This window comes from Janthinobacterium saanense (assembly GCF_014200675.1).
Classification (GTDB): Bacteria; Pseudomonadota; Gammaproteobacteria; order Burkholderiales; family Burkholderiaceae_D; genus Janthinobacterium.
On record NZ_JACHCI010000001.1, the window covers coordinates 255,280 to 274,203 of the forward strand.

Genomic DNA, 18,924 nt, shown 5'->3' on the forward strand with positions numbered 1-18,924 from the left:
TTCGTTCTGTACTGGCTATCACTTTGATACCTTTCGCTCTTTCTCCAGCCTTGAGAAGTGCAAAGATGTCGATACAACTGAAGTTAACACCACTGAGCGTGGTGATCATGGCCGCCCTCAGCTGCACCGCCTGGCAGGTACACGCGCAGTCGTCTACCGCCGAAAATGCTTCCGCAGCCGCGCCTCAGGCCGTGGTCGTGACCGGTTCGCGCATCCCGCGCGCCGGCCTGGAAGGACCTTCCGCCGTGACTGTAATTACGGGCGATGAGATCACCCGCCAAGGGTATAGCAATGTGTTTGATGCACTCAATAACCAGACGCAAAACAGCGGCGTGACCCAGGGCGCCGATTACGGCAATACCTTTACCCCATCGGCCAATGCCATCAGCCTGCGCGGCCTGGGCCCGAACCACACGCTGATCCTGCTGAACGGGCGCCGCATGGCCGATTTCCCGGTCGCTTACGATGGCGCGGTCAATTTCACCAATCTGGCCAATATTCCATCGAGTATCGTCGACCGGATTGAAATCCTGACCGGCGGCGCCTCGGCCATTTATGGCTCCGACGCGATTGCCGGCGTGGTCAACGTGATCCTCAAGAAACAGGCCGACGGCCTGACCATCAACGTCAAGGCGGGTGACACCACCCGTGGTGGTGGCGGCAACCAGCGCGTGCAACTGACGGGCGGCGGCACTTACGACAAGCTCACCACCCTGTTCAGCGCCGAATTGAGCCAGCGTGATGCGGTATGGAGCCGCGACCGCGATTTCATGGCCAGCCGCTCTGGTACACCGACGGTGATCGCGGGCCGTAAAGACCTGACTACGGGCAAATATATCGACCTGGGCGGCACCTGCAACAACTTTGGCGACCTGTTCGAGCACAGCGTGAGCAAGTACACGGGCAGTAGCGGCAGTTATTGCGGCAGCCAGAATGCCCGTCCGGACTTCTGGACCACCCAGACCAAGAATGAAAGCCAGAACGTCTTCGGCAGCCTGAATTACGAGCTGACGCCGGAGCAGACCCTGTTCGCCGACTTTTTGATCGGCAATAACGCCACCGCCAACAATACCCGTGGCCCGTCGTGGACGTCTTCCTCGCTCAATAACAGCTATTTCCTGAACCAGAATACCGGTCACTACGAGAGCTGGACCCGTTTCATTTCGCCGGAAGAGATCGGCGGCGTCACCCGTTACAACCGTAAGTGGAATGACTTTTCGACCTCCATTTCGCTGGGCGCCAAAGGCCGCATTCCCGGCACCGCCTGGAATTACGAAGCGGGGTACAGCGCGTCGCTGTACCAGAGCGACAGCCATACCCAGCGTCCGCTGGCCAATATCGATACCTTTTTCCTGGGGCCGAAACTGGGCGTCGATGCCGATGGCACGGCCATCTATGCACCGGACCCATCGCGTTTGTCGCGCCGTTTGACGCCGGAGGATTTCAACAGCATCACCGGTACCGTCAATGGCAAGGATAAATCCTGGACCAATACCCTGAGCCTGGCCACTAATGGCGATTTGTTCGAATTGCCAGGCGGCACCGCCAAGGTGGCGACCATCGCCGAATGGGGCAAGCAGGGCTTCAGCAATAATCCGGATGAGCGCATCAACCAGGGTTATTTCAACCTGGCGCCGACGGCCCAGACGACGGCCGGCACGCGCGACCGTTATGCGCTGGGTGCAGAATTTAACTTGCCGCTCACCCAGATCCTGACGGGCACCCTGGCTGGCCGCTATGACCGCTACAGCTTTGCCGACCGCAGCGATGGCAAATTCACCTATAGCGGTGGGCTGGAACTGCGCCCGACCAAGACGCTGCTGGTGCGCGGCAACTATTCCACCAGCTTCCGTGCGCCGGACATGAACTATATTTACCAGGCACGCGGCACCGGCTATTTTGAAAGCACCACCGACTACTACCGTTGCGCACAAGCGAACCAGGATGTTGCCAACTGTGCTTACGCCAGGGTAGCGCCGGGCGCCGATTATGTACAGACCGGCAGCAAGGACTTGAAATCGGAAAAAGGCAAATCTTTCGGCCTGGGCGTGGTATGGTCGCCGAGCAGCAATTTTGACGTATCGGTCGATTACTGGAACATCAAGATCGACGACATGGTCACCAACCTGAGCGCCGATCAGATTTTGCGCGATGAATCCAATTGCCGCCTGGGTAATCTCGATATCACTTCGCCGACTTGCGTCGATGCACTGAACCGTGTCCAGCGCTTTGCAGCCAATGCCGTGAACCGCCCGGGCGAGATCCAGACGATTACGGTGATGCCGATCAATGCGGCGATGGAGCGTAGCAGTGGTATTGACCTGAGCGGCAAGTATCAGATCCGCACCGCCGATTACGGTAATTTCTCGCTGAGCGCGAATTACTCCAAGGTCTTGAGCAAGAAATCGAAGCAATTCGATGCCGACAGCGAAAAGAACGACCTGACGTCGCTGGACAATACCGACTGGCCGGACAAGTTGATCGCCAGCCTGAACTGGAGCCGTGGCGACTGGTCCGATACGCTGACCGTGACGCGTTACGGCAAGGTGCCTAACGCGGCCCAGACCGCGTATCTGACGCCGACCGGCATCGCCAACTTCAGCACGGTCTACAAGCTGTCACAGCAAACTACCGTGTCGTTCATCGTCAACAATGTGCTCGACACCATCAAGCGCGACACCAGCGATGGCTGGCCTAACTATCCAGTCGGCAGTTTCAGCCCGCTGGGCCGCCAGATATGGCTGGAGTTGAACCACCGTTTCTGATGTCGCGGTAAATAGAAAAGCAGTCTGCTGTATTTGCCGGGGGCCAATGTCCCCCGGTTTTTTTACTTGCGCAGTAGCGGCCTGATGCCGTCGATGGGCGTGCCTGATGCTGGAATATTGCTTATATTAAAATATTTGTATATGGCAATAATGGTATATGCAAAAGTGAAAGTATTCGTTTTTAGGTAACTGGCATTTTGATATCTTCGCTTTTCTTCAACCTCGAGAAGCGCAAAAATGCCAACACAATTAAAACTAAAACCCCTCTGCATGGTCGTCCTGGCCGCGCTCAGTGGCGCCACATGGCAGGTGCACGCACAAACGCCGTCGTCCAGCGCCGATAATACCGCTGCCGCTACACCTCCGGCCGTTGTCGTCACCGGTTCGCGCATTCCGCGCGCCAGTCTCGAAGGCCCGTCGTCGGTGACCATACTGACGGGTGAAGAAATCACCAGGCAAGGCTATAAAAACGTCTTCGATGCGCTGAGCAACCAGGTGCAGAACAGCGGTTTTACGCAAGGCGAAGACTTCGGCAACACCTTCACGCCGTCGGCCAACACCATCAGCCTGCGCGGTCTGGGCCCCAACCATACCTTGATCCTGTTGAACGGCCGCCGCCTGGCCGACTTCCCTGTCGCCTATGAAGGCACGGTCAACTTCACCAACCTGGCCAATATCCCGTCGAGCATCGTCGACCGCATCGAGATCCTCAACGGCGGCGCTTCGGCCATTTATGGCTCGGATGCGATTGCCGGCGTGGTCAACGTGATCCTGAAAAAACAGACCGAAGGTATTGATATCAACGTCAAGGCCGGCGGCACCACGCGCGGTGGCGCAGGCAACCAGCGCGTGCAGGTGACGGGCGGCGGCAATTTCGACAAGCTGCACACCCTGTTCAGCGTGGAGCTGAGCCAACGCGATCCGCTGTCCAGCCTGGACCGCGATTTCATGGCTACCAAGGGCGGTACGCCCACCAATATCGCTTCGCGCCGCGTGGTCAAAGCGGGTACTTCGGGCACCTACCAGGACCTGGGCGACACCTGTAACCAGTTCGGTGACTTGTTTGGCGGTAGCGTCGTCAAGTATCAGGCCAAGAATGGCACGTATTGCGCCAGTCCGAAAGTGGGCCCGACCTACTGGACCACGCAGACCAAGAACAAGAGCCAGAATGCGTTCGGCAGCGCCAACTACGAGCTGTCGCCGGACACCACGCTGTTCGCCGATTTCCTGATCGGCAAAAACGCCACCGAGAACAATACGCGCGGACCGTCGTGGACCTCGTCGTCGACCGGCAGCAGCTATTTCAAGAACCAGAACACGGGCAATTACGAAGCATGGACACGCTACATCTCGCCAGAGGAAATTGGCGGCGTATCGCGCTACAACCGCAAATGGGATGACCTGGCCACCGCTATTTCGATAGGCGCCAAGGGCCGTATTCCTGGCACCGCATCCTGGCAGTATGAAGCCAACTACAACGCGTCCCTGTACAAGAGCGAGAGCCATACACCGCGCGCGCTGGCCAATATCGATACCTTTTTCCTGGGGCCGAAACTGGGCACTGACGCCAATGGCGTGCCTGTCTATGCGCCTGATCCTTCGCGCCTGTCGCGCCGCCTGACGCCGGCTGAATTTGACAGCATCACCGGCAATTCCGACAGCGACGACAAGGCCTGGACCAATACCCTGAGCCTGTCCACCAATGGCGACCTGTTCCAGCTGCCGGGCGGCGTGGCGAAAGTGGCTACCATCGCAGAGTTGGGCAAGCAAGGCTTCAGCAATGTGCCTGATCCACGCCTGAACGCCGGCTATTTCAACGTTGCTACCAAGTCCGATATCACGGCGGGTACGCGTACCCGCGGTGCACTGGGCGCCGAGCTCAATTTGCCGCTGCATGAAAAACTGATCGCCACCCTGGCCGGCCGCTATGACCGCTACAGCTTTGCCGGCCGCAACGATGGCAAGTTCACCTATAACGGTGGGCTGGAACTGCGTCCTGCGCCAGACCTGCTGTTCCGCGCCAACTACGCCACCAGCTTCCGCGCACCGGACATGAACTACATCTACAAGGCGCGCGGCACGGGCTATTATTCCAGCACCACCGACTACTACCGCTGCGGCGTCGCCAAACAGGATATCGACAAGTGCGATTACGCCAACCTCTCGCCTGGAGCCGATTACATCCAGAACGGCAGCAAGGATTTGCAGTCGGAAAAAGGCAAATCCTTCGGCGTGGGCGCCGTCTGGTCGCCTAGCACCAATTTCGATGTCTCGGTCGACTACTGGAACATCAAGATCACGGACCTGGTGACCAACCTGAGCGCCGACAAGATCTTGCGCGACGAAGCTGATTGCCGCCTGGGCAAGCTCGATATCACGTCGCCGACCTGCGTCGATACCCTGGCGCGCGTCCAGCGCTACGCAAGCGACGCATTGAACCGTGCCGGCGAGATCAAGACCATCACGGTCAATCCGATCAATGCGGCCAGCCAAAGCACCAGCGGTATCGATATCAGCCTGAAGTATCTGCTACCTACCAATAACTATGGCCGCTTTGCCTTCAAGGCCAATTATTCGAAAGTGCTGACCAGCAAATCGCAGCAGTTTGCGGGCGATGAAGTGATCGACGGCACCAAAGACCTGAACAATACGGATTGGCCGGACAAGCTGAACCTGAGCGTCAACTGGAGCGCAGGCAAGTGGTCGAACACCTTGCTGGTCAGCCGTTATGGCAAGATACCTAACGGTGCCGGCACGGCTTATCTGACGCCGACGGCGCTGGCCAATATCAGCACCGTGTATCAGATCAACGACCGTGCCACCATATCGCTGATCGTCAACAACGTGCTCGATACCATCAAGCGTGACGATAGCGGTGGCTGGCCGTACTACCCGGTGGGCAGCTATAGCCCGCAGGGACGCCAGGGCTGGGTGGAGTTCAATTACCACTTCTGATGCTGTTTGACGGTCAGTCATTCCCAAAAAGCGCCCCTGCCAGCCAGGTCCGGGCGCTTTTTTACAGGCTTGTACTGCTTGAATGACTTTCTTGTACTTGTTTCATACTTCAATACATGGACCGCCGCATGCCGCCTGGCGTGGCAAAGCGGTCTATAATTTCCGGCTACCTTGTTTGCCATCGATCTGGAGTCCCACCCATGTTACGTTCTGCCCTGTTGCTGGCCATGCTGGCTGCCCCTTTGGTCCATGCTGCACCCGATGCCTTGAGCACCATTTCCGAGCGTTCCGGCTTCCTGAAAACCGGCCGCTATGATGAAGTGGTCAAGCTGTGCAGCGCCTTCCAGCACGCCTATCCTAAGCAGGTACGCTGTTTTGAGTTTGGCCGCACGCCGGAAAACCGTCCCATGCTGGCGCTGGCCGTCAGCAACACGGGCGCCCTGACGGCTGCCGAGGCGACGCGCCGCAAGCTGCCGGTGCTGCTGGTGCAAGGCGGCATCCACTCCGGTGAAATCGATGGCAAGGATGCCGGTTTCCTGGCGCTGCGCGAAGTGCTGGAAGGGAAGGTCGCGCCCGGTGCGCTCGACAAGCAGGTGCTGCTGTTCGTGCCGGTGTTTAATATCGATGGCCATGAGCGCTTCGGCCAGTGGAACCGTCCCAACCAGCGCGGTCCGGTGGAAATGGGCTGGCGCAGCACGGCGCAGAATTTCAATCTGAACCGCGACTACATGAAGGCCGATGCGCCCGAGATGCAGCACATGCTGGCGCTGGTCAATCAATGGGATCCGCTGGCCTATGTGGACTTGCACGTCACCGATGGCGCCCAGTTCGAGCCCGATATCTCGATCCAGGTCGAACCCGTGCATGCGGGTGACGCCGACTTGCGCGTGGCCGGCACGGCGCTGCGCGACAATGTGCTGGCCGATCTGGCCAAACAGGGTTCGGACCCGAAACCGTTTTATATGTCGTTTGCCGAAGAAGACAATCCGCAATCGGGCTTTGTCGATTCGACGCCGAACCCGCGTTTTTCGCACGGCTACTTCTTGCTGCGCAACCGCTTCGGCATGCTGGTGGAAACCCATTCGTGGAAGGATTATCCTACCCGCGTGCGCATCACCCACAACACCATCGTCTCGCTGCTGTCGCAAATGGCCCAGCATGGCGCGCAGTGGCGCAGCATCGCGCAGCAAGCGGACGCCCGCTCGGCTGCACTGGCTGGCGCCACGGTCCCCCTCAGCTACACCACCACTGAAAAAAGCCATCTTGTTGAGTTTCGCGGTTATGCCTACACGCGCACCCTGTCCGAGGTATCGGGCGCCCTGATGACGCGCTACGATGAAAAGACGTCGCAGCTGTGGACGGTGCCGCTGCGCGATGAAATCGTGCCCAAGCTGCAGGTCGAGGCGCCGCAAGCCGGCTACCTCGTGCCAGCGGCGCAAGCGCAGATGGTGGCGGAAAAGCTGCGCCAGCACGGCGTGTCTTATCAAGTGCTGAAAACGGGCTTCGGCAAGCAGCCGGTGCAAACCTTCCGCGCCACGCAAGTGAAATTTGGCGCCTTATCGTTCGAGAGCCGCCAGACAGCCAGCGTCGAGGGTGAGTGGCAAAAAGAAGAACGCGAAATCGGCGCAGGTGCCCTGTATGTGCCCATCGCCCAGCCGAAGGCGCGCCTGGTGATGGCGCTGTTAGAACCCCGCGCACCCGATTCGCTGCTGGCCTGGGGCAGTTTCAATACCGCGTTTGAAAGCAAGGAGTACATGGAAGACTACGTGGCCGAAGACGTGGCGCGCGCACAGATGGCGGCCGACCCCGCGCTGGCGGCGACCTTCAAAGCCAGGCTGGCCAGCGACCCGGCTTTTGCGGCCAACCCGCGCGCCCGCCTGGAATTTTTCGCCCGCCGCCACAGTTCCTGGGACGAGCGCTTGAACCTGTATCCGGTGCTGCGCACGGATGTGGCGCCGGCGCTCTACAAGACCGGTTCGTGATGCTTCAGGTATTCGATATCCTGTAGCGGTGGAGCGCCGAACAGGCGCCGGTATTCGCGGCTGAACTGGGACGGGCTTTCATAGCCGACCTGGTAAGCCACGGTGGCCGCTTCCAGCTTGCCCGTCAACAGCAGCTTACGCGCTTCGAGCAAACGTATCTGTTTTTGATATTGCAGGGGGCTCATCACGGTGAGCGCCTTGAAGCGGTGGTGCAGGCTGGACACGCTCATGCTGACCGACTTGGCCAGCTGCTCGATTTTCAAGGGCTGGTCGTAATGGTGCTTGATCCATAGCATCGCTTCATTGACGCCTTTTTCCTGCGCGTGCGCCGTCACGCTCTCGTACAGCGCTTCGCCGCCGCGCGCCGTCAGCAAGCGGTACAGGATTTCCTGCTTGAGCAGGGGGCCGATGGCGGCCAGGTCCTGCGGTTTTTTCAGCATGCGCAGCAGCCGCAAAAACGCTTCGCGCAACTCGGTGTCGGCTTCTTCGACATAGGCTGCGGCCGGCTGCTTGCGCCGGCTGTCGGGTACGGCCAGCTGCATGTCGATCACCAGCGCCGCCAGTTCGCGCGCATCAAGGGCGATGCGCAGGCCGATATACGGCGCTTGCGGTGACGCCTGCGCCACCTGGCCCGAGACGGGCAGGTCGATTGCCGACACCACATAGCTGCCGGCGCCGTAATGGGTGATTTGCTGGCCGATCAGGATAGTCTTTTCCCCTTGCAGCACCAGGCACATCGACGGCTCCAGCATGCCGCGATTGAGTTCTGTCGTTTGCGTAAAGCGGATGAAGGACAGATAGGGCAGCGCAGTCGGCAGCTCGCGCTGCGCCAGGGGCATACCCTGGAACAGCGCGAGCGCTTCTTCACGCAGCAGTGCCAGCGTGGTAGAGGCGTGGGTAGCGTCAATAGATTTCATTGCTAGCAGAGTAGCCCATCATGGCTTTCGGCTCAAGGTAAGCTTCCAGGCCATAGGTACCGAATTCGCGGCCGATTCCCGATTGCTTGAAGCCGCCGAAGGGCGCCAGCGGTTCGTCATACAGGCCATTGATGAACACGCGGCCCGCCACCAGTTGCGCCGCCACACGGTTGGCACGCGCCTGGTCGCCCGAGCTGACATAGGCTTGCAAGCCATACACCGTATCGTTGGCAATCGCGATGGCTTCTTCTTCGCTGTCGTAGCTGATGATGGACAGCACCGGGCCAAAGATCTCTTCCCGTGCGATGGCCATGTCGTTGCGCACGTTCACAAACACGGTTGGTTTGACGAAATAGCCGTTTTCCAGGCCTGCCGGGTGGCCGGCGCCGCCCGTCAGCAAGGTCGCGCCTTCCTCTGTACCCAGGGCGATATAGCGCTGGACGCGCGCATATTGGGCGGCGTTGACCAGCGGGCCGATTTGCGTGTCTGCGTTGGCCGGATCGCCCACTTTCAAGGCATCGACGGCCACCTTGATGCGCTGCTTGATCTCTTCCAGGCGGCTGGCCGGCACGATCAGCCGCGTGCCTGCCAGGCAGGCCTGGCCACTGTTGAAGGTGAAGGCGGCGACGGCGGTGGGAATGGCGAGGTCCAGGTCGGCATCGTCCAGCAGCACATTCGGCGATTTGCCGCCCAACTCCAAAGTCACGCGTTTCAGGGTATCGATGGCGCCACGGGCGATGTGCTTGCCGACGGCGGTCGAGCCGGTAAATGAAATCTTGGCGATGTCCGGATGGGCCGTGATGGCGTTGCCGACGATTTCGCCGCTGCCATTGACGATGTTGAACAGGCCAGGTGGCAGCTGCGCCGCGTGCAGGCATTCGGCCAGGATCTGGGTCTGGGCGGCGCTCAATTCGCTCGGTTTGATGACGGCCGTGCTGCCGGCGGCCAGCGCGGTGGCCAGTTTGCTGCAGATAAAACCGTAGCTGGAATTCCACGGCGTGATGATGCCGACCACCCCCAGCGGTTCGAGCACCACGCGCGCCGAACCGGCCGTGCGCACGAAATCAAAAGTTTCCAGCAGCTGTTTGGTCTGCAAGAAGCTGTTGGCAGCGCGCTGCACGCTGGCGCGGCAAAATGCCAGCGTGCCGCCATATTCTTCCACCATCACTTGCACCAGCTCCTCGCTGCGGGCGGCCACGGCTTCGTGCAGGCGCTGCAAGATCGCCATGCGTTCCTGTTTGCTGGTGCGCGAGTAGGCGACATAAGCGGCCTTGGCGGCGGCGACGGCCGCATCGACGTCGGCCGCGTCGCCGAGTACCACGCGGGTGGCGAGCTGTCCGGTGGTGGGATTGATCAATTCCTGCTGCTGCGTGCCGTGTGGCGTGAGGAATTGGCCGTTGATATAAATCTGATCGATGGTCTTCATGGTCGCTCCGCTAAGGTAGGTTCAGGTAAGTCAGGACTCCATCTTGCACCTGTACGCCTGGCTGGCGGTAGACCAATGCTGTGCGAAGATTGCCTGATTCTGCAAATTCTGTGAGCGCCGTCGACTTCAGGCATGATGACGTTTTACATATATTTTCCCGGATTACTCCCATGGAACACCACGGCTTTTTAATCAATCTTTTGTTTTACCTGGTCGCCGCCATCGTCATGGTACCGCTGGCCAAACGCCTGGGCATGGGCGCCGTGCTGGGCTATCTGGTGGCTGGCGTCATTATCGGACCGTGGGGACTGGGCTTGATCAGCAATGTCGACGTCATCCTCGATTTTTCCGAGTTCGGCGTGGTACTGCTGCTGTTTTTGATCGGCCTGGAGCTGGAACCGAGACGCTTGTGGCTGCTGCGCCGGCCCATCTTCGGCTGGGGCGGGGCGCAGGTGGCAGTCGTCAGCGCAGGCTTGTGCGCCGCCGCCATGGCCTTAGGCGTGGACTGGCGCACGGCGCTGGTCGGTGCGCTGGGCTTGTCGCTGTCGTCGACCGCCATCGTGCTGGCCACCCTGGGCGAACGCAAACTGATGTCTACCCCGGCCGGTTCCGCCGGTTTTTCCATCTTGCTGTTCCAGGATGTCGCGGCCATTCCCATGATCGCGCTGGTGCCGCTACTGGGCGGCCTGGTCACGCACGCCGGCGAACCGGGCTGGCTGCGCGTGGCCAAGCTGGCCGGCGTGCTGGCGGCGCTGGTGATCGGCGGGCGCTGTTTTGTGAACCCCATCCTGCGCTTTATCGCCAAGACCGAATTGCGCGAAATCTTCACGGCCTTTGCGCTGCTGCTGGTGATCGCCATCTGCGTGCTGATGGAATCGGTGGGGCTGTCGATGGCGCTGGGGACCTTTGTTGCGGGCGTGCTGCTGGCCGATTCCGAATACCGGCATGAGCTGATCAGCGACCTGGAACCGTTCAAGGGGCTATTACTGGGTCTGTTTTTCATTGCGGTCGGCATGTCCGTCGATTTTGGCGTGCTGCGCGCGCAGCCGCTGTTGATCCTGGCGCTGGTGGCGGGCCTGCTGGCCATCAAGATCGGCCTGCTGTATGGCTTGTCCAAGCTGTTCGACATTCCCCGTGGCCAGCAGCTGTTCTTTGCGCTGCTGCTGTCGCAGGGCGGCGAGTTTGCCTTCGTGGTATTCGCCACGGCGGTGGCCGCGCATGTGTTGTCACCCGAGACGGGCGCCGTGCTGGTGGTGGTGGTTACCCTGTCGATGGTGGCCACGCCCTTGCTGCTGCTGTTGCACGACAAATTCGTGGCGCCCCGCTTGCAAAGCGATAGCAAACGCCGCCCTGACGACCATATCGATGCGCAGGACAACCCCATCGTCATCGCCGGTTTCGGGCGTTTCGGCCAGATCATCGGCCGGCTGCTGGCGGCCAACAAGATCGGTGTGACGGTGCTGGACCACGACCCGGACCAGATCGATTTGCTGCGCAAATTCGGTTTCAAGGTGTTTTATGGCGATGCCACGCGGGTCGATCTGCTGGTGGCGGCCGGTATTGAAAAGGCGAAGGCGCTGGTGATCGCCATCGATAATGTCGATGACAGCCTGGCCCTGGTCGACGCCGTGCGGCTGCGGCTACCGCAGCTGACGATACTGGCGCGGGCGCGCAACGTCACGCATTACTATGAATTGATGAAGCGCGGTGTGACCCTGATCGAACGCGAAACCTTCGAATCGGCCCTGCTGCTGGGCGAGCAAACCTTGCTGCAGGTGGGCTATCCAGCCGAGCGGGCGCGCCGCGCCGCCGCCATCTTCCGCGCCCACAACCTGAAAACCCTGCTGGCAGTGGCGCCACACTTCCAGGACCAGCAAAAAGTACTGTCGATCGCGCATCAGGCACGCGAGGAACTGGAAGACATGTTTGAAGGCGATGCGGCTGCCTATGCTGCCGAGGAAGCGGCGGGGTCGGTAGCGGAAGCAGCGGGGTCAGACCCTCGGGTCTGACCCCAGCCTTTGCTGTTGGGGCTAATAATGGAGGAAACTTACTTGCCCCGCTTGCTCTCAATCGCTTCGATCTGGTCCATGATGCTGTTCATGCGCGCCGCCAGGGCCTGGTATGGTTTTGGCGAGGCCAGGTCGACGCCGGCTGCCTTCACCAGGTCATACGGGTAGGCCGAGCCGCCCGAGCTGAGCATTTTCAGGTAGGCCGCCAGCGCGCCTGGTTCCTTGGCCAGGATGCGCTGCGAGAATTCCTGCGCCGCCGCGATCGAGGTGGCGTACTGGAACACATAGAAGGCATTGTAGAAGTGCGGAATATAAGCCCATTCCACCGTGTACAGCGGGTCGACTTTCATCACGCCCTGCGCTTCACCGTGGTAGCGCTTGAGGATGCCGCCATAGATGCTGGAGATTTCCTCGCCCGTCAGTGCTTCACCCTTGTCTACCTTGGCGTGGATGGCAGCTTCGAATTCGGCCAGCATGGCCTGGCGGAAGTAGGTGCCGCGCAAGCCTTCCAGCGCCGCGCCCAGGTACAGCAAACGCTCGTCGTCATTCTTTGCCTGCTTCAGGCGCTCGTCCAGCAGCAGCGCTTCATTGGTGGTCGAGGCGATTTCCGCCACGAAGGTGCTGTAGGACGCGTAGATCGCTGGCTGCGCCTTGTTGGCCAGCACCGAGTGCATGGCGTGGCCCCATTCGTGGGCCAGGGTGGTGGCCGATTCATAGTTGCCCGTGTAATTGAGCAGCACATACGGGTGGACGTCATACGCTTCGCCTATCATGTGCGCGCCCGAAGTCTTGCGCGGACGCGGATAAGCATCCATCCAGCGCGCATTGACGGCAGCATTCAGGGTTTTCACGTAGTCCGGTCCCAGCGGCGCCACGGCGTCCAGCATCATCTTCTTGCCATCGGCCAGCGGGAAGGTCTGGTCGCTGTGCAGCAGCGGTGGGTACAGGTCGTAATACGCCAGGTCCTTGATGCCCAGCATGCGCGCGCGCAGTTTCAGGTAGCGGTGCAGGGTCGGCAGGTTGGCATTGGTTTGCGCGATCAGGGTCTGGTAGACGGCCGGTGGCAAATGGTCGCCATCGAGCGCCGCCGTTTGCGAGTCAGGGTAATGGTGGACCTTGGCATAGGCGGCGTCGCTTTTCAGCTGGCCGTACAGGGTTTCGCCAAAAGTACGTTCGAATTCTTTCCACTTGCCCCAGAAAGCATCGAACACCAGCTTGCGGTCGGCGCGGTTGCCCTGTTCGCGGTATTGCGTGTAGGCAGCTTGATCGAGTTTAACTTTAGTGCCGTCGGACAAGGTCACCGTCGGCCAGGGGATTTCCGAGCTGGATAAAGTCTGGTAGATGGAACCGGCCGAGCCCGTCGCCAGGCCAAATTGCGAGATCAGCTGCTCGCCAGCGGCGTCCAGGGTGTGCGGCGCATTGCGCAAGATGTTGTCCAGCTGGAAGCGGTATAGCTGCAAGCCCTTGTCCTGGGCCAGCATGGCCTGGATGCGCTTGGCGCCGACGGCGAGGATTTCCGGCTGTATGAAGGCAGCGGCCTGGCCGAATTCATTGTTCATCAAGGCGGCGCGCTGGTTCAGCTGGTTGCCCGTGTTGTCGCCCGTATCCTGGTCATAGTATTGCGAAGCGTACACATTCAAGAGGTTGATACGCTTGCGCGCATCCGCATACAGGTCGAGCGCGCTTTTCAAACGGGCCGATGAGGCGCCCAGCTGTCCCTTGTACCCGGCCAGTTGCTTGAGCTGCGCCGACAGTTTGGTAGAGTCGGCGTCGAAATCGGCCTGGCTTTTATACAGCTCGCTCAAGTCCCAGCGGTCGGCCGGCTGCTCTATCGCTACGGGGGCGGTGGCGGGCGCGGGCGAAGGTGCAGCAGCGAAGGCCGAGGAAATGGCCAGGCTGAGTGCCAGCATGGTAAACAAGGGGCGCTTGAGTGCGGATGACGTCATGGATGTTCCAGTCAGGTTATCGGAAGGATATTAGCGGTCCGCGGGGCAGGGATGCGTGCGGCAGGCTGCACCGGCAGAGCTACTGACGGTACATCAAACGAGGGAAAATGTGCTGCGGAAATGACGCCGCCACCAGGACGGTGGCGGCGAAACAACAGAGATGATGCGTTAGACGATGCGTCCGTTATCAGTCCGTTATTGATTGCAAGCTAATCGTCGCACCGAACGGACTCGGCGTTGCACACGGCTCTTCATCGAAGGCGATATCGCCCAGCGGGCTGGCCACGCCATCGGCCTTCAAATCCTTGAAGCCGTGCAGTTTCGGGTCCATCAGGTGTGAGGGCGCCACATTGGCCAGGGACGAGAAGATGCTTTCCACGCGGCCAGGGAATTTCTTGTCCCAGTCGCGCATCATGGCCTTGATCTGCTTGCGCTGCAGGTTTTCCTGCGAACCGCACAGGTCGCATGGAATGATGGGGAAGCCTTTGACTTCCGCATAACGCAGCGTATCGGCTTCCTTCACATAGGCCATCGGGCGGATGACGATGTGCTTGCCGTCATCCGATTGCAGCTTGGCCGGCATGCCTTTCAGTTTTCCACCGAAGAACATATTCAGGAAGAAAGTTTCCAAAATATCATCGCGGTGATGGCCCAGGGCGATCTTGGTCGCGCCCAGTTCATCGGCCACGCGGTACAAAATGCCACGGCGCAGACGCGAGCATAGCGAGCAGGTAGTCTTGCCTTCCGGGATCAAGCGCTTGACGATGCTGTAGGTATCCTGGTTTTCGATGTGGAAAGCCACGCCCAGTTCCGTCAGGTAGGCCGGCAGGATTTCCGGCGGGAAGTTCGGCTGCTTCTGGTCCAGGTTGACGGCGACGATATCGAAATGGATAGGCGCGCGCTCGCGCAAGGTCATCAGGATGTCCAGCAGGGCGTAGCTATCCTTGCCGCCCGACAAGCACACCATCACCTTGTCGCCTTCTTCTATCATATTGAAGTCGCCGATGGCCTGGCCCACCAGGCGGCACAAGCGCTTGTGCAGCTTGTTGTTTTCCAGGGCGATCTTTTCCGCCTTTTTCTTGGCGGCCTGCTGCGCTTCCGGGTTGGCCGGGATGGCGACGGCCGTTTCGACTGCTTCTACCGTCGCTACTTGATCGAGTACGGCGCTGTTGTTCATATCGTTCATACATCATCCTTGATTTGGAATACTTCCACGCCCACGCCTTCGCAGTCGGGATAGACGTCCGGTTTCATGCTCGAGACGCGTGCGGCGCGTACGCGCGGGTGGGCCAGCATGGCGGCCAGCACGTCGTCGACCAGGCTTTCCTGCAATTGCACATGGCCTTGCGCCATGCGCTTGGCGATGGTTTCACGCATGAAGTCGTAATCGACCACTTCTTCCAGCTGGTCATCTTTCGGCGTCGACAGGGCCAGCGGAATGTACAGGTCGACGTTGATGAGGACGCGCTGCTCGCCCTTTTTCTCGAAGTCGTAGACACCGATATTGATGAGAACCTCGTAATTGCGCAGGAACAGCCGGCGGCAGTCAAGCAGGCGGGGGTGAGACAGGGCGGACGACATAGTTTTACCTTTTAGGGGATGCTTTAATACTAATGTTTTATAAGTGTTCGGTATGGCTGCTGCTGATTCTTTATTTGGCCAGGAACATCACGTCGCGCGGCAGGCCGATCAAGTGCTGGCCGCCATCGACCAGCAAGGTGGTGCCCGTCAGTGCGCGCGCGCCAGCCACATAACAGACGCTGTCAGCAATATCCTGCGGCGTGCTGGAACGGCCCAGCGGCGTATTTTCGTGCGCCGTGGCAAAGTTTGCTTCTGTTTGCTCGCCGGAAACCATGGTGATGCCGGGCGCGATACCAACCACGCGCACCTTGGGCGCCAGCGCCTGGGCCAGCATGGTGGTCGCCGATAACAGCGCCGCCTTGGATAATGTGTAGGACAAAAAATCAGGATTGAGATTGTACAGTTTTTGGTCCAGCAAGTTGATGACAACCGCCTGCCCGCCTTCCGGCGTTGCCTGATATAAAGCTTGTGCCAGCAGTACGGGCGCGGCCAGATTGGCGTGCATATGGGCGTCCAGCGCGGCGACGGAGAAATCGGCGGCGTTGTCGTATTCAAACAACGATGCATTGTTGACCACGCAGCTGACGGGGCCCAATACGGCTTGCGCCTGCGGCAGCAGCTGGCGCACGGCGCTTTCCTGCGCCAGGTCGCAGGGGAAAGCGTGGGCGCGCCGGCCCAGCGCGGTAATTTCCGCCACCAGCGTCAGGGCTTCTTCGCGTGACGCGCGGTAATGCACGGCGATATCCCAGCCGTCGCGCGCCAGGCCCAGTGCGATGGCGCGGCCGATGCGGCGCGCCGCGCCCGTGACGAGGGCCACGCGCGGGGTGCTGGCTAAGGGCGTTGTGCTTGCTTGATTCATGTCTTTGCTATGGTTGAGAGTGAGGTGTACGGCCCATGACTGGCGGCAAGCGCCGCCGATTCGCTACAATGCCGGAATGTCCCTACCCGAACCCGATAGCGACGCGCTGGCCGCGTCCCATGCCTTGCAGCACCTGATTGCCGCTGAAATCGCGCGCAATGACGGCGCCATTCCCTTTGTCCGCTTCATGGAGCTGGCGCTGTATGCGCCCGACCTGGGCTATTACAGCGGCGGCGCCGCGAAGCTGGGCAAGGATGGCGATTTTACAACCGCGCCGGAAATCTCACCGCTGTTCGGCGCCAGCCTGGCCCATGTGGCAGCCGCTATTATGGCGCAAACGGCCCCGCGCATCCTCGAATTCGGCGCCGGCACAGGCAAGCTGGCCTTCGATATCCTGACGGAAGCAGCCAGCGCCGGCATCGTTGTCGAGCAATATGCCATCGTCGAATTGTCCGGTGAATTGCGTGCGCGCCAGGAACTGGCCCTGGCGGCGTTCCCGCAAGTGGTGTGGCTCGATGGTTTCCCTGAGTCATTTGAAGGCGCCGTGTTCGGCAATGAAGTGCTCGACGCCATGCCCGTCAACCTGATCAGCAAGACGCCCGACGGCTGGTGCGAGCTCGATGTCGGCATCGCCGATGGCAAGTTCGTCTGGATCGAACGGCTGGCCGATGCCGAGGTGGCGGCGCAGATCGCCAGCCAGGTGCCCGAGGCGGATGACTTGCCGGTCGGCTATGTCAGCGAAATCCACGGTGTCGCCTGCGGCTTCATGCGTTCGCTGGCGCGCATGCTGACGAATGGCAAGGGCGGCGCGGCCGTGCTGTTCGACTATGGTTTCCCGGCCCACGAGTATTATTTTGTCCAGCGCGCCACCGGTACCCTGATGTGCCATTACCGCCACCATGCCCACGCGGAACCGTTTTATCTGCCCGGCTTGCAGGATATTACCGCCCACGTCGATTTCACGGCCATGGCCGTGGCGGCGCAGGAAGCGGGCCTCGATGTGCTCAGTTATATGAGCCAGGCGGCCTTCCTGCTGGGCGCTGGCATCGGCGACTTGTTGCTGCGCAGCGATCCGCTCAAGGTGCAGACGTATTTGCCGCAGGCGAGCGCCGTGCAAAAACTGCTGTCGCCTGCCGAGATGGGCGAGCTGTTCAAGGTGCTGGTGGTGGGCCATCAGGTGGAATTGCCAGACAGCTTGTTGTCGGGCGACCGTTCCCACCGCTTGTAAGCCGATCAGCAGGGCAGGGGGCGGCCCAGCCCAGTCCTGCATTTTCGCTGGCCCAGGCGGTTATTGTCTTGTCATTTCGTATATGATGCTTGATACAGCACGGTTTCCATGCATCAGCACCCGTCGCCGCACCGATTTCAAGATAAAACGATGGGAAAGATACATACACACTATGACAACCTGAAAGTGGCGCGCCTGGCGCCGCAGGAAGTCATACGTGCCGCGTACAAGGCCCTCAGCCAGAAATACCATCCCGACAAAAATCCCGGCGACGAAAAGGCCGCCCGCATCATGGCGATCTTGAATAGCGCCTATGGCATCTTGTCCGACCCGCAGCGGCGCCGTGAACACGATGAGTGGATCGCTGCTGAAGAGTGGGAGATCGCCTGGCTGGAAAGCACCCATCAGGAAGAAGGCAAGCACAGGGATGGCCGTCCCAAGGGCCAGGCCGGAACGCAGAACACCAGCTGGGCGCAGGATGTGCCGTCGCCAAATGGCGGATCGCGGCGCCGGGGCCGGACCACCTGGCGCAACTGGCGCTGGTGGCTGAGCTTGAGTGGCTGTCTGCTGCTGGGCTGGCTGGGCGCCATGTTGATGCTCGATCACTCGCCTGCCGTTCCCGTTGCGCTGGCTTCGGCCTGGAATGGCCTGGCCCGCGATGGCGTGAAAGCTGCCGATGCCGAGCGCAGCTTGCCGCCGGCGCCGAAAACGGAAGCGGTGGCCGTCGATAGTTGGGCGGTGAGCAAGCCGTCCGCGCCGGAGCCCGCACAGCTCAAGGCGCCCGAGATCAAGGTGCTGGCCGTGTCGCAGCTGAGCCTGAACGCTAGCCATGGCGCTTGCGATGGAGTAAATCAAGCCCAAGCGCAAGCCCTGGTGGCGCCGAATGGCGAACCGTGGCCGCGCCAGTCCGGGTATGTGGATGGATTCCCGGTGAGCAACAAGGGCAGCGATCTGGAATTGATGCTCGACAATAGCGCGAATGCGGCGCCCGTCTTCGTCAAGCTGTACGACCTGGAGCGGCGCTCGAACGTGCGCTACCTGTATATCCTGGCGCACGACAAGCTGAACGTGGAACAACTGAGCGCGGGCAAATATGAAGTGCGCTACCAGTCGCTGGCCCCGGGTGCCGATGGTTGCGCCAGCAAGCCGGCCATCGGCGCCGTGAACCCGCCGCCCGTCTCGCCAGCGGCGCAGGAGGGCGTGCAGAATCCTGTTGTAAGCAGCATCTAATCTGATTATCCTTGATAGTGATCTAT

Annotated in this window: 12 protein-coding genes; 6 read left to right on the forward strand and 6 right to left on the reverse strand. The window is 60.4% G+C overall.

What is annotated here, in order from left to right:
- The first annotated feature begins 65 nt into the window (after positions 1-65).
- The 3 genes from HDE72_RS01230 (at position 66) to HDE72_RS01240 (ending at position 7,702) form a co-directional block, all read left to right on the forward strand.
- Entirely contained in the window at positions 66-2,765 is a 2,700-nt protein-coding gene (locus HDE72_RS01230) for a TonB-dependent receptor plug domain-containing protein (RefSeq protein WP_183736938.1), read from the forward strand.
- A 237-nt stretch (positions 2,766-3,002) separates the two neighbouring features.
- A complete protein-coding gene (locus HDE72_RS01235; RefSeq protein ID WP_183736939.1) occupies positions 3,003-5,720 on the forward strand; it encodes a TonB-dependent receptor plug domain-containing protein in 2,718 nt (905 codons plus the stop codon).
- Between the two features lie 200 nt (positions 5,721-5,920).
- Positions 5,921-7,702 carry a M14 family metallopeptidase gene (locus tag HDE72_RS01240; RefSeq protein ID WP_183736940.1) on the forward strand — a complete coding sequence of 594 codons (1,782 nt, stop codon included), beginning with the start codon at positions 5,921-5,923 and terminating at the stop codon, positions 7,700-7,702.
- Here the strand turns inward: HDE72_RS01240 and HDE72_RS01245 are convergent.
- Entirely contained in the window at positions 7,684-8,619 is a 936-nt protein-coding gene (locus HDE72_RS01245) for an AraC family transcriptional regulator (protein WP_183736941.1), read from the reverse strand. The genes HDE72_RS01240 and HDE72_RS01245 overlap by 19 nt on opposite strands.
- Positions 8,606-10,045 (reverse strand): aldehyde dehydrogenase family protein, encoded by a 1,440-nt coding sequence (locus HDE72_RS01250; protein WP_183736942.1) that lies wholly within the window; start codon positions 10,043-10,045, stop codon positions 8,606-8,608. Before HDE72_RS01250 ends, HDE72_RS01245 begins: the two co-directional genes overlap by 14 nt.
- A 170-nt stretch (positions 10,046-10,215) precedes the next feature.
- Here HDE72_RS01250 and kefC point away from each other — a divergent pair, with 170 nt between their 5' ends.
- A complete protein-coding gene (kefC, locus tag HDE72_RS01255; protein WP_183736943.1) occupies positions 10,216-12,054 on the forward strand; it encodes a glutathione-regulated potassium-efflux system protein KefC in 1,839 nt (612 codons plus the stop codon).
- A gap of 38 nt (positions 12,055-12,092) precedes the next feature.
- On the opposite strand, the gene pepF is transcribed toward kefC, so the two are convergent.
- From pepF to HDE72_RS01275, 4 genes are all read right to left on the reverse strand, one after another.
- Positions 12,093-14,000: an oligoendopeptidase F gene (pepF, locus tag HDE72_RS01260; RefSeq protein WP_183736944.1), complete on the reverse strand. Its 1,908-nt coding sequence runs from the start codon at positions 13,998-14,000 to the stop codon at positions 12,093-12,095.
- A 187-nt stretch (positions 14,001-14,187) separates the two neighbouring features.
- Positions 14,188-15,186: a tRNA 2-thiocytidine(32) synthetase TtcA gene (gene ttcA, locus HDE72_RS01265; RefSeq protein ID WP_183736945.1), complete on the reverse strand. Its 999-nt coding sequence runs from the start codon at positions 15,184-15,186 to the stop codon at positions 14,188-14,190.
- Positions 15,183-15,581, reverse strand: a complete 399-nt coding sequence (locus HDE72_RS01270) for a dihydroneopterin aldolase (RefSeq protein ID WP_183736946.1) — start codon at positions 15,579-15,581, stop codon at positions 15,183-15,185. Before HDE72_RS01270 ends, ttcA begins: the two co-directional genes overlap by 4 nt.
- 70 nt (positions 15,582-15,651) lie before the next feature.
- Positions 15,652-16,440 carry an SDR family oxidoreductase gene (locus tag HDE72_RS01275; RefSeq protein ID WP_183736947.1) on the reverse strand — a complete coding sequence of 263 codons (789 nt, stop codon included), beginning with the start codon at positions 16,438-16,440 and terminating at the stop codon, positions 15,652-15,654.
- A 76-nt stretch (positions 16,441-16,516) separates the two neighbouring features.
- Here HDE72_RS01275 and HDE72_RS01280 point away from each other — a divergent pair, with 76 nt between their 5' ends.
- Together HDE72_RS01280 and HDE72_RS01285 are read left to right on the forward strand one after the other, a co-directional pair.
- The gene (locus HDE72_RS01280; protein WP_183736948.1) at positions 16,517-17,668 is read left to right on the forward strand and encodes a class I SAM-dependent methyltransferase; all 1,152 of its coding nucleotides are present in this window, start codon (positions 16,517-16,519) and stop codon (positions 17,666-17,668) included.
- Between the two features lie 150 nt (positions 17,669-17,818).
- Positions 17,819-18,898, forward strand: coding sequence for a J domain-containing protein (locus HDE72_RS01285; protein ID WP_183736949.1), 1,080 nt, complete (start codon positions 17,819-17,821; stop codon positions 18,896-18,898).
- The last annotated feature ends 26 nt before the right edge of the window (positions 18,899-18,924 follow it).

Excerpts from the sequence above, each read along its gene's own strand:
- HDE72_RS01230 (WP_183736938.1), top strand. The coding sequence starts at position 66 with ATGTCGATACAACTGAAGTTAACACCACTGAGCGTGGTGATCATGGCC.
- HDE72_RS01235 (WP_183736939.1), top strand. The coding sequence starts at position 3,003 with ATGCCAACACAATTAAAACTAAAACCCCTCTGCATGGTCGTCCTGGCC.
- HDE72_RS01240 (WP_183736940.1), top strand. The coding sequence starts at position 5,921 with ATGTTACGTTCTGCCCTGTTGCTGGCCATGCTGGCTGCCCCTTTGGTC.
- HDE72_RS01245 (WP_183736941.1), bottom strand. The coding sequence starts at position 8,619 with ATGAAATCTATTGACGCTACCCACGCCTCTACCACGCTGGCACTGCTG.
- HDE72_RS01250 (WP_183736942.1), bottom strand. The coding sequence starts at position 10,045 with ATGAAGACCATCGATCAGATTTATATCAACGGCCAATTCCTCACGCCA.
- kefC (WP_183736943.1), top strand. The coding sequence starts at position 10,216 with ATGGAACACCACGGCTTTTTAATCAATCTTTTGTTTTACCTGGTCGCC.
- pepF (WP_183736944.1), bottom strand. The coding sequence starts at position 14,000 with ATGACGTCATCCGCACTCAAGCGCCCCTTGTTTACCATGCTGGCACTC.
- ttcA (WP_183736945.1), bottom strand. The coding sequence starts at position 15,186 with ATGAACGATATGAACAACAGCGCCGTACTCGATCAAGTAGCGACGGTA.
- HDE72_RS01270 (WP_183736946.1), bottom strand. The coding sequence starts at position 15,581 with ATGTCGTCCGCCCTGTCTCACCCCCGCCTGCTTGACTGCCGCCGGCTG.
- HDE72_RS01275 (WP_183736947.1), bottom strand. The coding sequence starts at position 16,440 with ATGAATCAAGCAAGCACAACGCCCTTAGCCAGCACCCCGCGCGTGGCC.
- HDE72_RS01280 (WP_183736948.1), top strand. The coding sequence starts at position 16,517 with ATGTCCCTACCCGAACCCGATAGCGACGCGCTGGCCGCGTCCCATGCC.
- HDE72_RS01285 (WP_183736949.1), top strand. The coding sequence starts at position 17,819 with ATGGGAAAGATACATACACACTATGACAACCTGAAAGTGGCGCGCCTG.